The following is a 13,569-nucleotide window of genomic DNA, read 5'->3' on the forward strand; positions in this document are numbered from 1 at the left end:
GTCGACGAGCGCCGGCATGACCAGCTACGGCGCCGCCGTCGGCGCCGCCACGATCGCTTCGAGGCGGCCGAGCACCACCTCGAGCCGCTCGATCATCGCCTTCAGGTCCGCCCGGTACGCTCGATCGTCGGTGTGGACCAGCTCGTCTCGCATCCCCACGAGCCGGGTCGAGAGGGCCGTCCTTGTGTCATCCGCTTCGCGCTCGCTGAGCTCGAGATGCAGCATGCTCATATCTCCTCCTGACGCGGGGCATGTACCTCGGACGAGCGTTCGTTCACGGGCGCTCCCGCGCGGCTGTTCGGGCCGCCGGCCGGCGCCTCTCGTCTGCTCGCTCGCCTGGCGTTCGCCGCTGCTCCTTTCGACAGCGCATGAGGTTTGCGCTGCCCGAGGGCCGCGAGGGAACATGGTGACGCGACGCCTCGCTGTCATCGGCCGCGGCGATCGAGCGGCGCTCCGGCCCGTTCGACACGCGGCGAGAGACCGATGAGCCCGTGGACCCGGATCGCCTCGACGACCTGCAGCGGGGCGCAGAACATGCAAGCCAGAGGCGCGTGGCCGCGGCGAGGCCACGCCACAAAACGGGGGAACCATGCAGACGCCAGGACCCGAGGAACGTGAACGGTTTACACAGCAGGAGAGCCCGATCGCGCCGATATCGGGCGCGCGGCGCAGGCCGGAGGAGGAGAGGGAGGCGCCGCGGATCGTGCTCGGCGGCTCGCTCGCCGAGGTGGTGTGCGGCGCGGGGACGATCGTCCTCGCCATCCTGGGACTGACGGGGTTCATGCCGGGAGAGCTCACCTCGATCGCCACGATCGTCTTCGGCGCCGCGCTGATCGCGCACGGCGGCGCGATCGCCTCGCGCTTCGGCGCCTTGACGCGCACCACGGCGCCCGTCGAGTGGGACACGCGCGCCGAGCTCGGCGGCGGCATGGGCGCGGAGCTCGTCGGCGGCGCGGCGGGCATCGTGCTCGGCATCCTCGCGCTCCTCGGGCTCGCCCCCGGGGCGCTGACGTCGGTCGCGGTGATCGTCTTTGGCGGCGCGCTGCTGCTCAGCGGCGGTACAACCGCGGACCTCGGCGCGCTCGACGTGCGCGGCGCGCACCAGCACCTCGCCCACGTCGCTCGTCAGGCGGCGATGGCCGCCGCCGGCTTGCAGTCGCTCGTCGGCGCCGGAGCGGTCGTGCTCGGCATCCTGGCGCTGGTCGGCATCCATCCCATGGTGCTCACGCTCGTCGCCCTGCTCGCGCTGGGGTCGGCGATCGTCACGAGCGGCTCGGCCGTCTCGGGGCGCGCGGCGGCGGCGCTTCGGCGCTGAGCCCGGGCCTCGCAGAGGAGGCCGCGAGCGGCCTCTCCCTCTCCACGCGCGTGTCATGGCCCCGCGCGCTTCTCGATCGACCTGGCCTCGACATCGATGTGCTTCACATCGGGTCGCTGGCTGTCGCTGGAGGCGCGCGCAGGGTTGATGTAGAAGGCCGTCGAGGCAGGGGGCTGGGGGCTGCTGGCTACCCGACCGATGTCGGCCCGATGACGGCGGCAGACGATGGGGATCGGGGGCTGCTCTGCTTCTCGACGGTGATGAGCAGCTCGAAGTCGGCGTGCGGCACGGTCATCCCGGCCAGCTTGCCTCTCCGGCTTTCAGCATTGTAGTCGAGCACTCCGACCCGTCGCCACGGGGACTCGGAGCTCGGGCGCTGCCAGACGACGAAGTGCGTGCTGCCGGCCTCGATCCGCTCGGGCGGCGAGAGGTGAACGACGTTCACCAGCAGCCGTGTGGTCGCGGCGTCGGAGTCGATGTCGGCGGTGATGTGCGCGTCGGCGCCGGGCGCGAGCCGCGTGCCCTGAATGGTTTGCTCGCTCGGGCCGCCACAGCCCGCGAGCGCCATGCTCGCGAGAAGACCGAGCGTGAGCCCTAGCCGGCCGTCGATCCGTCGTCCCATGTCAACGTGCTTCATATCGCCACCTCGATCGCCTCTCTGCTTCACGGCGAACCCGCTGTCCCCATCGGGCGTCGCGTCCGGGCTGGCCGGTGCCACAGCCTCTCGGCCGCATCGTGGCAATTTGAGCAAGCGTCGTGCCGAGGTGGGATGTGCATCGGCGGATGGCGGAGAGACGAGCGCATCCACGACCGCGCCACCGCGTTGTTCCAGGAGGATGTCCGGCGGCCCGGACGCGCGGCACGAGGGCGCCGGAGGTCGCTCGGCGCGCGCGCAGCTGATATAGCTCCGCCCAGGACATCGCAATGAGTGCCACCACGACGGCTCAGCCTCCCATCGTCTTCATCACCGGTGCCTCCTCCGGCTTCGGCGCCGCCATCGCCCGACGCTTCGCCGGCCTGGGCGCGCGCCTGGTCCTCGCCGCCCGCCGCTACGAGCGCCTGGAGGCGCTCGCGGCGGAGCTCTCGGACAGCCGCATCCCCGGCCCGGCTGGCGCGCGCGCGCCGGCGATCCACCTGATCCGGCTGGACGTCCGCGACCGCGGCGCGGTCGACAAGGCCATCGCCGAGCTCCCGCCCGAGTTCTCCGAGGTGGCCGTTCTGGTCAACAACGCAGGCGGCGCGCTCGGGCTGTCGCCGGCGCACCAGGCGAATCTGGACGACTGGGAGGAGATGATCGACACCAACGTCAAAGGCTTGCTTTACTGCACCCGGGCGCTGCTGCCCGGCATGGTGGCGCGCGACCGCGGGCACATCATCAACATCGGCTCGGTCGCCGCGGAGACGCCGTACCCCGGGAGCAACGTCTACGGCGCGTGCAAGGCGTTCGTCGCGCAGTTCTCGCTGAACCTGCGCTCCGACATCCTCGGCAGTCGGGTGCGCGTCACCGACATCGAGCCTGGCATGGCGGAGACGGAGTTCTCGGTGGTGCGCTTCAAGGGAGACCAGGAGAAGGCCGCCGCCGTGTACCGCGGCGTGAAGCCGCTCTCGGCCGACGACATCGCCGAGTCCGTCGTGTGGTGCGCGATGCTCCCGGAGCACGTCAACGTGAACCGGCTGGAGCTGATGCCCGTGATGCAGGCGTTCGCCGGCTTCGCCGTCAAGAGGAGCTGAGGCGCGCGGCGCACAGGCTCACGCCGGCTCGATCCCCGCACGCGCCAAAGCACGACGAGATCGTCTTCAACGCCGGCCGGCTGGATCGCTCCATCTTCATCCAGCGGACGCGTACGTGAGAGCGACGAGCCCTAGGCTCGCCGCCGTCGCCACCCGATAGCGACTCGCCGTGACCCTGGGACAACGGTCATCGTGAGACGCCTCGCATGTCACGCTACATCCGCCAACTCAACCGCGCAGAACAATCGCTCACAAGAGACACTGCTTCCAGCGCTGAGAAGTATCTTCGCGAGCATGAGAAGCTGCGGTTGAATTCATCGTGTTCTTGTTATGCTCTTCGTCAGAAGGCCGCCGAGCCATCCGGCCCGTGTTCCCACGAAGAGCCAGAAATTCGAGGCGTACCTCTACCCGGACGAGCTCCTCCGGCTCGCGCCGTGCGAGCGCGGCCCGACCTGTTCGCGAACGACAGATCGCGGAAGCCGATCACGTTCGACGACCTGCGCGCGACGGGATCACCTGGATGGTCGTGCGCGGGGACGACTGCTCAAGCTCAAGAGCCGGGACGGCCACACGTCGTTCACGACGACGGAGGGCCACATCCGCGGGCCGAGCAGGTACGCGACGGCGTCGGCGAGAGGTGTTTCCTCGATTGCCGACCGGGCTGGTCCGTCCGCTCGGCGAATCGTCCACGAATCGCCCAGCGGAGCAGCTCGGTCTTGATGAGGATCGCGAAATCCTCATCGTATCCTTGGTGGGCCATGAAGGACTTGAACCTTCAGCCAATGGATTAAGAGTCCACTGCTCTACCAATTGAGCTAATGGCCCGAGTGAATTGTCAAACTGACTGAACCTGGAACGGCTCCCGGGATCTCGCCGGAACGCTTGAGTCGCCCGTTGAGCCCGGCACGCCCGGCCTGATTCGAACAGGCGACTTTCGGATTCGAAGTCCGACGCTCTATCCAGCTGAGCTACGGGCGCTCCTGCTCGCCCCTCGGCGGGGCTCGCGGAACGCTTCTAACCGCACCGGCGGCGATATGTCAAGACGTTGTAGCAACTTGGTGCGCAATTTTTAGGCCGCCACCTTCGCCGAGCCCGGACGGACGCGCTCGACGGGCGCATCCCGTGACTCCCTCGGTCGGCAGCGCACCGTCCACCGGCACCGGCCGCGGGCAGCGCAGCGCCCTCGGGGCGCGCGCCTGGCCCGACACGGCGGCGTTTGGCCCGGCCCGGCACGGCCGCACCGGGCCCCGCGCGGCTGCGAAAGAAGTTCTCTGTCCGCGGCGCCGCAAGGTAGGGTCCGCTCCGCCATGCCGCTGCTCCGCCCGCTCTCCCGGCGCTGCCTTGCGTCCCGAGGCCCCATCGCCGCGCTCCTGCTCGCCCTCTCGCTCGCTGCGCCGGCCCAGGGCGCTCCCGCCGCGGGCGCGCAGCCGGCCGCGGCCGAGCAGCAGCCGGGCAAGAGCCCGCAGAACAAGCGCCGCGCCGCGCGGCGGAGCTCGGCCGACGGCGAAGGTGACGCGCGGGCGGCGCGCAGCGCCCGATCCAAGGAGAAGGCCCAGGAGCGCGCCGGCAAGAAGCGCGCGGCGAAGCGAGACGACGCGTCCCGCGCGGAGCGCGGCGGCACCGCCGAGGACGCCGACGAGCGGAAGCTGCTGTCGAAGGGCGCTCCCAACCGTGGACGGCTGACCGGCGCCGTGCGGCTTCGATCGTCGAGGCACCTCAAGACGCGCGAGGGCGCCAGGACATGGGGGCTGCCCGTGCTCGTGAAGACCCTGCGGCGCGCCGCCTTCCAGGTGGCCAAGAAGCACGGCGACTCCGCGCTGCTCGTCGGCGACCTCTCGGCCAGGACGGGCGGCGCGCTCGACGGGCACAACTCCCACCAGACAGGGCGCGACGCCGACGTCGGTTTCTACGTCGTCAACTCGAAGGGCAAGAACCTCCGCACGGACCGGTTCGTGGCGTTCGACGACGAGGGCAACGCCATCGGCCTCCCCGGCGCGCGGTTCGACGACGCGCGCAACTGGGCGCTCGTCCAGGCGCTGCTCGAGGATCGGCAGGCGGGCGTCAAATACCTCTTCGTGACCGACGCGCTGCGGGCGCGGCTGCTCGCCCACGCCGCGAAGAAGCGCGTCCCGGCAGATCTCCGGGCCCGGGCCGCGGCCGCGATGATGAGCCCGAGGGACGCCGACCTGCACAACGACCACTTCCACATCCGCGTGATGTGCCCCCCGTCGATGCGCGGCGCCTGCATCGAGGAGTCGCTGGCCCGCCCCGCGTGCGCCGCCGATGAAGCGAAGCAGCCGCTCGCCACCGCGGCGCCCGCGGCGACGGACACGGACATCTACGGCGTGCCTTCCACGGCGGCGCCGACGGTGACCGACGGAGCGCGCACTGCAGCCGCGCCGGCGGCCGCGAACGCGCCCGCCACAGCCGCGCCGGCGGCCGCGAACGCGTCGCCCGGCGCGGCCTCAGGCGGTCGCTCGATCGCCCCGCCCGCGCCCCGCTGACGTCCGCCCGCGCTCAGGCCGCCGGCACAGCGCCGGGCGGCGCGTCGCCGTCCGCGATCTCCACAACGACCGGCGCGTGATCCGACGGGCGCTGCAGCTCCCGCGGGCGCGTGTCGATCGACACATCGGTGCACCGCGCGGCGAGCGGGCGCGTCACGAGCGCGAGATCGATGCGGAGGCCCTTGTTGCGCCTGAACGCGCCCATCCGGTAATCCCACCAGCTGTACGCCTCCTTGGCGGGGTGGCAGGCGCGGAACGCGTCCACGAGCCCCCATTCCAGCAAGCGGCCCAGCGCGGCCCGCTCGTCCGGATGGAAGAGCACCTGCCCCTCCCACTTCTTCGGCTCGGCGACGTCGATCGCCTCGGGAGCGACGTTGAAATCGCCGCAGATCACGATCTGCTGATCCGGGCGGTAGCGGGCCTCGAGCTCGCTCCGCAGCCGCCCCAGCCACGCGAGCTTGTAGGCGAAGGCCGGCGTGCCCACCGCCTGCCCGTTGGGCACGTAGACGTTGATGACCCGGATCCCCTCGATCGTCGCCGCCAGCATCCGCCGGGCGACGTCCTGCTCATCGCCGTCGAGGCCCTTCTTCACGTCGTCGACCGAGAGGCCGAAGCGCGTGGCGATCGCGACCCCGTTGTAGGACTTCTGGCCGAAGATGACCGAGCGATAGCCCACCTCGGAGAGCGCGGCCTCGGGGAAGCTGCCGTCCTCGACCTTCGTCTCCTGCATGCAAACGACGTCGGGCGCGGCGCGGACCAGCCAGCTCGTGAGCTGCTCGAGCCGCGTGCGGATGGAGTTCACGTTCCAGGACGCGATGCGCATAGGTCCTCCGGGCGATAGCGGATGAAGAGCCGGGCGGGAAGCCTGGTCCAGGGGCACGCGCGGGGTCCACGGCGCCCGATCACAAGGCCGCCCGGATCACGTCGAAGAGGCCCTCCGGATCGTCGACGTGGAGCCAGTGGCCGGCGCGCGGGAGGACGTGGACCGAGAGCCAGGGCGCGCGCGCCGCGAGCGCCTCGAAGCGGTCGCGCGAGGCCGGCGAGATCGACTTGGACTTGCCGCCGAGCACGACATGGATGCGCCGCTGCTCCACGCCCGGCACGCCCGGGCCGGCCGGCGCCGGCGGGTCCTCCAGGACGTGCCACAGATCGCGGGCGAAATAGTCGGTGAGCAGCGCGTCCAGGATGTCGAGGTCGAGCCGGATGCGAAAGCCGTCGCCCTCGCGGCGGACGTTCATCGCCAGCCAGTCCGCGATGCCGCGGCTGAACCCGGCGGCGTGCACCGCCTCGAGGAACGCCTCGCGCGACGGGATCGGCTGCGGGATCGCGCGGAGCATCTCGAGCACGCCGGGGCTCTCCGATCCGCTCTCGCCGGCGGGCCTCGCGCTCGGATCGGCGTCGAGGATGAAGCCGCGCTCGATCCCCGTCGGCCGGCGCTCGAGGTAGGCGAGCGCCACCTTGCCGCCGAACGAATGGCCCATCACGCCGCGGATATCGAGGCCGAGGCGGTCGCCCAGCCGGAGCAGATCCTCCGCGGCCGCCGCGATGGTGTGGGGCGCAGGCGGGCTCTGCGACATGCCGTGGGCCCGCAGGTCGACCAGGATGAAGCCCCACGGCCGGGCGGCTGCGCCTGGCGCGCCCTCGGCGGATTGCGCCTCGGCGAGGCGTCGGATGAAGGTGCGCCAGTTGGCGCCCGAGCCGAAGATGCCGTGCAGCACGAGCATCCAGCGGGCAGGCGCCGCGGAGGGGGCGGAGACGAGGGCGTGGTGGGGCACGAAGCCGGCGTGTGCGTTCATGGCTCTCCGGACCGCGCGAGCGCGCGGCCTGCGCCTAGCGCTAGCATGGCCCCATGGCCAAGAAGCCCCCCATCGCGCCGCCGAGCGCGGACGCCGCAGAAGACGAGGGCACCCAGCCGGCGAAGCCCGCGCGGTTTCACGGCGCGGCGCTCGCCGGGGCCAGCTTCGACGACGTCGACCTTCGCGACGCGCGCCTGCACAACGCCTCGCTCGCGGGGGCCGAGCTCGACGACGTCGACCTTCGCGACGCGCGCCTGCACAACGTCTCGCTCGCGGAGGCCGAGCTCGACGACGTCGACCTGCGCGGCGCGCGCCTGCACAACGCGACCCTCGCCGGCGCCTCGCTCGACGACATCTCGCTCGCCGGCGCGCGTTTCAACGACGCCGACGCCGCCGCGACCCGCTGGTCCGACGCGAGCCTGCGCCGCGCTCGCTTCGAGGGGTCGGACCTCCGCGAGGTCGAGATCGTCGGCTGCGCGATCGACGGGCTCACCATCGACGGCGTGCGGATCGATCGCCTGCTCGAGGAGGCGAAGGATCGATCACGCGCGGGCCAGGCCCCGAAGGCCACCGAGAAGGAAATGCCGCCGAAGAAGCCGAGAAAGGGGCGGAAACCGTAGCGCCTCACCCGCGGAGCGAGCGGGCAGCGCCCCGCGCGACCGCGGGCGGTTACGCCTCGATGAGCCCGGTGCGGACCGCGATGCGGGTCAGCTCGACCGCGCTCTTGCACCCGAGCTTCGCGTAGATGCGCACGCGGTGGGTCTCCACCGTCTTCGGGCTGATCGTCAGCCGCGCGGCCGTCTCGCGCGTCGACACGCCGGCCGCGAGCAGCCGCAGGACCTGGCGCTCGCGCGGCGTCAGCGCGTCGAGACCACCGGAGCCCTCGCTCGCCGGCTTGCGCATCGCGCGCACCACGGCCCCCGCGATGCTCGAGGAGAGCGGCGCTCCCCCGGTCGCGATCCGGCGGATGCCCTCGATGACCTCCTCGAGCTTCGAGGTCTTCACGAGATACCCCTGCGCGCCCGCGCGGAGCGCCTCGGCGACGCGGAACTCGTCGTCATAGCCGCTCAACACGAGGAGCTTCGCCTGCGGCAGCTGCGCTCTCAGCGCCCCGAGGAGCTCGATGCCGTCCCGGTCGGGGATGTTGAGATCGACGAGCACGACGTCCGGCTTGCAGCTCGCCGTCTCGCGCAGGGCGTCGGCCGCCGTCCCGGCCTGGCCCACGACGACCATGTCGGGCTCGTCCGAGAGCGCTCGAGCGAAGCCTTCGCGAACGACGGGGTGATCGTCGATCAGATAGATGTGCAGCTTGCTAGCAGGGGTTTCCGCCATGGTGACCGCAGGGGGATTGGAGTGTCCTTCAGACCACAATTCGATACCCATGAGCAGTTCAAGTCAAGCTGCTCGGGTCGTCCTGGGAGGAACCTTACAGGGGTATCAGGTGCTCAACGATCTGCAAGGAGCGGCGCGGCGGCAAGCCCAATTGGTGAGGAAAACTCCGTCCTGAGCGAGTTTCGGAGCTCGACGGAGATCCGCGCGACGTGGAATGCGCAACGGTGGACGTGACGGACGGTGCAACGATGCGTCCAGAGCGGCCTGCGCATGCGGTCGCGGCAACCGTCTGGTATTCTTCGCGCGCCTCATGCGCCGGAATGGCCAGCGATCCAGGGAAATACGATGAGCTCGCCGGTCCCCGCTCCCGGCCCGGCCGCCACCTCGCCGCGCGCGCCCGCGGAGATCTTCGTCGTCGATGACGACCCCGCGCTCGTCGAGTCGCTGCTCGACCTGCTCTCCGACGAGGGCTACCGGGTTCAGGGCTTCACGCGGCCGCTGGAAGCGCTCGATCGCCTCGCCCGCGGCGCGCGGCCGCGGGCGGTCCTGCTCGACTACGTGATGCCCGAGATGACCGGCGAGGAGTTCCTCGCCGCGCTCGCCGCCGCGGGCATCGAGGTGCCCGTCCTCCTGCTCTCCGGCGTGAACGAGCCCAACATCCGCGGCGTCGTGGCCGGCGTGCTGGCGAAGCCCTTCGACGTCGACCGGCTCCTCGCCGTGCTCGATCGCCTGACCGGCGCCGTGCAACGCTAGCGCACCGACGCCGCCCCCCGATCCCGGCTCGCACAGGCGCGGCGGCACGCTCCTCGCGTTCCCTGGCCCCCAGGAGAAGCCGAGGATGTCGTCGCTCGTAGACAGCGCCACCGGGCCAGCCATCCTCGCGCGAGGCGGATCGAGCAGCCCCGCCAGCGCGAACGCGCCGGCGGCCGCGATCAAGCTGCCGGCCGAGCTGCACCACCGCTTCCGCTTCATCGCTATCGACGCGGGCCTCCTCGCCGAGGCGGCCGACGGCGCCGCGGCGCTGCTCGACGTGCTGCTCGCGATGGGGGTGCGCGTGGCGCTCTTCGCCGGCGAGGCCGTGCCCCACCTCGCGCGGCGGCTCGAGCGCGGCGTGCGCGCCGAGAACCGCAGGCGGCTCTTCCTCGGCGCGCTCGACGGCGCGGAGCTCCACGGCTTCGATCGCCGCGGCGCCGCGGTCGCGCTCGTCGCCCGCGCGGAGCCGGACGGGCGCTCCGCCATCGCCGCGCTGCTCGATCAGGTGATCGCGCCGCTCCGCATCGAGCCGCACGATCGGCTCGCGATCTCGCCGGAATCGAGGGAATCGAGGGAATCGAGCGACGGCGCGCCGGCCGGAGGGGCGCGCGGGCTCCGCGACGCGCCGGAGCTCGCGGGCGCCGTCCACGCGACGGCCGGCGCGCAGCGGCTGTCCGAGATCCTCGCGCTCCAGCGGGATCTCGACCGTGAGCTCGGCCCGCTCGCGGCGCCCCGCGACGCCGCGTGGATCATCGAGGAGCCGGGGTTCGACGTCGCGCGCGAGCACGAGATCGAGTCGCTGCTCGCGATCGCCAACGGCTACCTCGGCTCGCGCGCGTCGCTGCCGGAGGGGTCGAGGGTGTCGCGGCCGGCCACGTTCATCGCGGGCGCGTTCGAGCCCTCGGCCGACGTGAGCCGCGTGCCGGAGCTCGTCATCGCCCCCGACTGGGGCCGGCTGAACGTCGCCATCGAGGGCGAGCCGTTCTCCGCGGAGACGAGCGGCGTGCTGCACCACCACCGCGCCCTCGACATGCGGCGCGGCGTGCTGCTACGCGAGGTCCTGCGGCGCGACGAGGGAGGGCACCTCATACACCTGCACACGCTCCACGCGGCGTCCCTCGCGAACCGCCACGTCCTCATGGAGGCGCTCAGCATCGCCCCCCTCAACTTCACCGGGACGATCCGCGTCGACGCGATCCTGAGCGGCGACGTGAAGAGCGCGAGCGGCGCGGCGCACTGGGCCGGCTTCGCGGCGGACGCGAGCGCGAAGAGCCTGCTCCTCGTCGGGCACACGCACGGCGGGCTCGTGACCGCGATGACCTCGCACCTGCGAGAGCTCCCGGAGCAGGCCGCGGAGTGCTCGTCCCCGCCCGAGCTCCTCGAGGGCGCGCGCTGCGAGCGCACCACAGGCGCGCGATCGATCGCCGAGCGCTGCGACGTCGGCGTCCGCGTCGCCGAGCCGCGCCGCCTCTTCCGGACGACGACGCTGCACACGTCGCGCGACACGCCCGCGCCGCGCGAGGCGGGAGAGGCGCTCCAGGCCGAGCTGTCGAGCCGCACCACGGCCGGCCTGCTCGGCGAGCACACGCGGGCGTGGGCGGAGCGCTGGCGCCACGCCGACGTCGAGATCGACGGCGCTCCCAGGATCGAGCGGGCGCTCCGGTTCGCCCTGTACCACCTCATCGGCGCGGCGAACCCGGACGACCCGCGCTGCTCCATCGGCGCGCGCGGGCTCAGCGGGGAGGCGTACCGCGGCCACGTCTTCTGGGATACCGAGACCTTCCTCGTCCCGTTCTACACGCACTGTTACCCCGAGGCCGCCCGCGCGCTGCTGCTCTACAGGCACCGCACCCTCGCCGGCGCGCGCCGCAAGGCGAAGGCGCTCGGCTACGAGGGCGCGCTCTACGCGTGGGAGTCGGCGGACACGGGCGACGAGACGACGCCGCCGCTGGTCGTCACGCCGTTCGGCGAGGTGGTCCGGGTGCTCTCCGGCGAGCAGGAGCACCACATCAGCGCCGACATCGCGTACGCCGTGCACGCGTACGTCCGCGCGACCGGCGATCTCGACTTCCAGCGCGGCGAGGGGGCCGAGATCCTGATCGAGACGGCGCGCTTCTGGGCGAGCCGCGCCGAGCTCGGGCCGGATGGCCACGCCCACATCCGGCGGGTGATCGGGCCGGACGAGTACCACGAGACCGTGGACGACAACGCGTTCACGAACTGGATGGCGCGGCACAACCTCCGCGTCGCCGCCGCGATCGTCCGGCGCAACGTCGCGCGCGCGGACGTGCTCGCGCGGCTCGACCTCAGGCCCGACGAGCCCGACCGCTGGCGCGACGTCGCCGACCGCCTGCTCCTCGGGATCGACCCGCAGACCGGCCTGATCGAGCAGTTCGCGGGCTACTTCGGCCTCGCGCCGTTCTCCATCGCCGACTACGCCGTGCGCAGCGCGCCGGTCGACGTCTTGCTCGGGCGCGAGCGCACGCAGGCCTGCCAGGTGGTGAAGCAAGCGGACGTCGTGCAGCTCATCGCGCTGCTCTGGAGCGCGGTGCCCGCGGGCGCCCGGCGCGACAACTTCCTCTACTACGAGCCGCGCACCGCCCACGGCAGCTCGCTGAGCCCCAGCGCCCACGCGCTCGTCGCCGCCCGGCTCGATCTCCACGCCCACGCCGAGCGCTACTTCGAGCAGACCGCCGACATCGACCTCGGCAACACGATGGGCAACTCCGCGGGGGGCGTGCACATCGCCGCCATGGGCGGCCTCTGGCAAGCCGTCGCGTTCGGCGTGGCCGGCGTCACGCGCGTGCCGCGGAGCGCGCTCTCGGAGGCGCTCCTCCACGCGCCGCCGTGCCCCGACGAGGACGAGGCGATCGGGATCGAGCCACACCTCCTGCCGGGCTGGCGCCACCTCAAGATCCCGATCACCTGGAGAGGCCGCGCGCTCGAGATCCACGTGGAGGATGGGGCGGTCGAGGTCGCGCTGGAGGGGAGCGCGCCGCTGCCGATCTGCCTGCTCGACGCGGGCACGCCCGCCTGCGCTGTGCTGGCGGAGCCGGGTCGCCGCTATGCGACGCGGCGGCTGGGTGACCGCGTCACGCCATGGGAGGAGGTCACGACATGCTGAGCGCTGCGCGCGATGGGATCCTCGGCGAACGCGGAGCGATGTCCGAGCCGGCCTCGACGGCCGAGCCGCCCCCCGGAGCGCACGGGGGGGCGCGCGACGAGCGCGACGAGCCCGCGCCGGAGAGCGGCGCGCGGAGCAGGAACGTGCTCGTCGCGCTCCACGGCCGCCGCGGCCACCTCGGCGCCCTCGAGCTCGGGCGGCTCATCGCGGGGGCGTTCCGCGCGCCGCTGCACGGGCTCATCGTCGGCGCAGGCCCGATCGAGGCGAGCGAGGTGCCTGCCCACCTCGGGATCGCCGCGGAGGCGCTGCGGGGCGTGGTGCTGCACGTCGAGGCGAGCGAGGATCCCCCGGGCGCGCTCGCGTCGGCGACGAAGAGCCGCGGCGCCGCAGTCCTGGTCGTGGCGCCCGAGCCGGAGGAGCTCATGGACGAGCGCCTAGGCGTCGGCCGGCTCGCCGCGGGCGCGCTGGAGGCCGTCATGAGCGGCGTCGTCGTCGTCATCGCCCCGACGAACCGACCGGCGACTCGGCTACGGCGCATCCTGCTTCCGCTCGACGGCACCCCCAGCACGGCCGCCTCGATCACCCCCGCCGGAGAGCTCGCCCGCAGGCTCGGCGCGGAGCTCGACATCGTGATGGTCGGCTGCGCCTCGCGGCGGAAGGACGCGACGAACGACGGACCGCCCGTCTCGACGCCGGTGCCCATCGAGCCGGGCACGATGGTGGCGCCCCTCTACGTCGACCAGCCTCAGCACGAGTGGGCCGCGTTCACCGAGGAGTTCCTGGCCCGATTCCTGAGCGCGATCGGTCATTGCCCTCACGACGTCGCAACGCGGTTCTTCCTCGGCAAGGGCGAGCCGGCGGCGGAGATCCTGCGGTTCGCCGAGCAGCTGGCGAGCGATCTCGTGGTGCTGGTCTGGCACGGGCACCTCGAGGATCACCACGGCAGCGTCTTCCGCGACGTGCTGAGCGGCGCCCCGTGCCCGGTGATGGTCCTGCGCCGATAGAGCGCGCTCA

Annotated in this window: 12 protein-coding genes and 2 tRNA genes; 7 read left to right on the forward strand and 7 right to left on the reverse strand. The window is 72.4% G+C overall.

Features of this window, described 5'->3' with window-relative positions; genetic code table 11:
* Nucleotides 1–24: 24 nt before the first annotated feature.
* Nucleotides 25–231, reverse strand: coding sequence for a hypothetical protein (locus tag WME82_RS43395; RefSeq protein ID WP_437742384.1), 207 nt, complete (start codon nucleotides 229–231; stop codon nucleotides 25–27).
* A gap of 358 nt (nucleotides 232–589) precedes the next feature.
* Here WME82_RS43395 and WME82_RS43400 point away from each other — a divergent pair, with 358 nt between their 5' ends.
* Nucleotides 590–1,315 (forward strand): hypothetical protein, encoded by a 726-nt coding sequence (locus tag WME82_RS43400; RefSeq protein ID WP_438040086.1) that lies wholly within the window; start codon nucleotides 590–592, stop codon nucleotides 1,313–1,315.
* Between the two features lie 187 nt (nucleotides 1,316–1,502).
* On the opposite strand, the gene WME82_RS43405 is transcribed toward WME82_RS43400, so the two are convergent.
* Complete coding sequence (locus WME82_RS43405) at nucleotides 1,503–1,952, reverse strand: hypothetical protein (RefSeq protein ID WP_438040087.1); 450 nt, start codon at nucleotides 1,950–1,952, stop codon at nucleotides 1,503–1,505.
* Between the two features lie 287 nt (nucleotides 1,953–2,239).
* On the opposite strand from WME82_RS43405, the gene WME82_RS43410 reads away from it, so the two are divergent.
* Complete coding sequence (locus WME82_RS43410) at nucleotides 2,240–3,046, forward strand: SDR family oxidoreductase (protein ID WP_438040088.1); 807 nt, start codon at nucleotides 2,240–2,242, stop codon at nucleotides 3,044–3,046.
* Nucleotides 3,047–3,795: 749 nt separating this feature from the next.
* Here the strand turns inward: WME82_RS43410 and WME82_RS43415 are convergent.
* Nucleotides 3,796–3,871: transfer RNA gene (locus tag WME82_RS43415), tRNA-Lys, on the reverse strand.
* Nucleotides 3,872–3,950: 79 nt separating this feature from the next.
* A tRNA-Arg gene (locus WME82_RS43420) sits at nucleotides 3,951–4,024 on the reverse strand.
* Between the two features lie 329 nt (nucleotides 4,025–4,353).
* Here WME82_RS43420 and WME82_RS43425 point away from each other — a divergent pair.
* Nucleotides 4,354–5,550, forward strand: a complete 1,197-nt coding sequence (locus WME82_RS43425) for a penicillin-insensitive murein endopeptidase (RefSeq protein ID WP_438040089.1) — start codon at nucleotides 4,354–4,356, stop codon at nucleotides 5,548–5,550.
* 13 nt (nucleotides 5,551–5,563) lie between these two features.
* On the opposite strand, the gene xth is transcribed toward WME82_RS43425, so the two are convergent.
* Nucleotides 5,564–6,373 (reverse strand): exodeoxyribonuclease III, encoded by an 810-nt coding sequence (gene xth, locus WME82_RS43430; RefSeq protein WP_438040090.1) that lies wholly within the window; start codon nucleotides 6,371–6,373, stop codon nucleotides 5,564–5,566.
* Nucleotides 6,374–6,452: 79 nt separating this feature from the next.
* Nucleotides 6,453–7,346 (reverse strand): alpha/beta fold hydrolase, encoded by an 894-nt coding sequence (locus tag WME82_RS43435; RefSeq protein WP_438040091.1) that lies wholly within the window; start codon nucleotides 7,344–7,346, stop codon nucleotides 6,453–6,455.
* Nucleotides 7,347–7,399: 53 nt separating this feature from the next.
* Between WME82_RS43435 and WME82_RS43440 the strand changes: the two genes are divergently transcribed.
* Nucleotides 7,400–7,966 (forward strand): pentapeptide repeat-containing protein, encoded by a 567-nt coding sequence (locus WME82_RS43440; RefSeq protein ID WP_438040092.1) that lies wholly within the window; start codon nucleotides 7,400–7,402, stop codon nucleotides 7,964–7,966.
* A gap of 49 nt (nucleotides 7,967–8,015) precedes the next feature.
* On the opposite strand, the gene WME82_RS43445 is transcribed toward WME82_RS43440, so the two are convergent.
* Nucleotides 8,016–8,678 (reverse strand): response regulator, encoded by a 663-nt coding sequence (locus WME82_RS43445; RefSeq protein WP_044970202.1) that lies wholly within the window; start codon nucleotides 8,676–8,678, stop codon nucleotides 8,016–8,018.
* A gap of 345 nt (nucleotides 8,679–9,023) precedes the next feature.
* Here WME82_RS43445 and WME82_RS43450 point away from each other — a divergent pair, with 345 nt between their 5' ends.
* From WME82_RS43450 to WME82_RS43460, 3 genes are all read left to right on the forward strand, one after another.
* Nucleotides 9,024–9,431, forward strand: a complete 408-nt coding sequence (locus WME82_RS43450) for a response regulator (protein WP_438040093.1) — start codon at nucleotides 9,024–9,026, stop codon at nucleotides 9,429–9,431.
* 85 nt (nucleotides 9,432–9,516) lie between these two features.
* Nucleotides 9,517–12,555 (forward strand): glycoside hydrolase family 65 protein, encoded by a 3,039-nt coding sequence (locus WME82_RS43455; RefSeq protein ID WP_438040094.1) that lies wholly within the window; start codon nucleotides 9,517–9,519, stop codon nucleotides 12,553–12,555.
* Nucleotides 12,549–13,559, forward strand: coding sequence for a universal stress protein (locus WME82_RS43460; RefSeq protein ID WP_438040095.1), 1,011 nt, complete (start codon nucleotides 12,549–12,551; stop codon nucleotides 13,557–13,559). Before WME82_RS43455 ends, WME82_RS43460 begins: the two co-directional genes overlap by 7 nt.
* The last annotated feature ends 10 nt before the right edge of the window (nucleotides 13,560–13,569 follow it).

Source organism: Sorangium sp. So ce128, from assembly GCF_051525245.1.
GTDB classification, from domain to species: domain Bacteria; phylum Myxococcota_A; class Polyangia; order Polyangiales; family Polyangiaceae; genus Sorangium; species Sorangium cellulosum_B.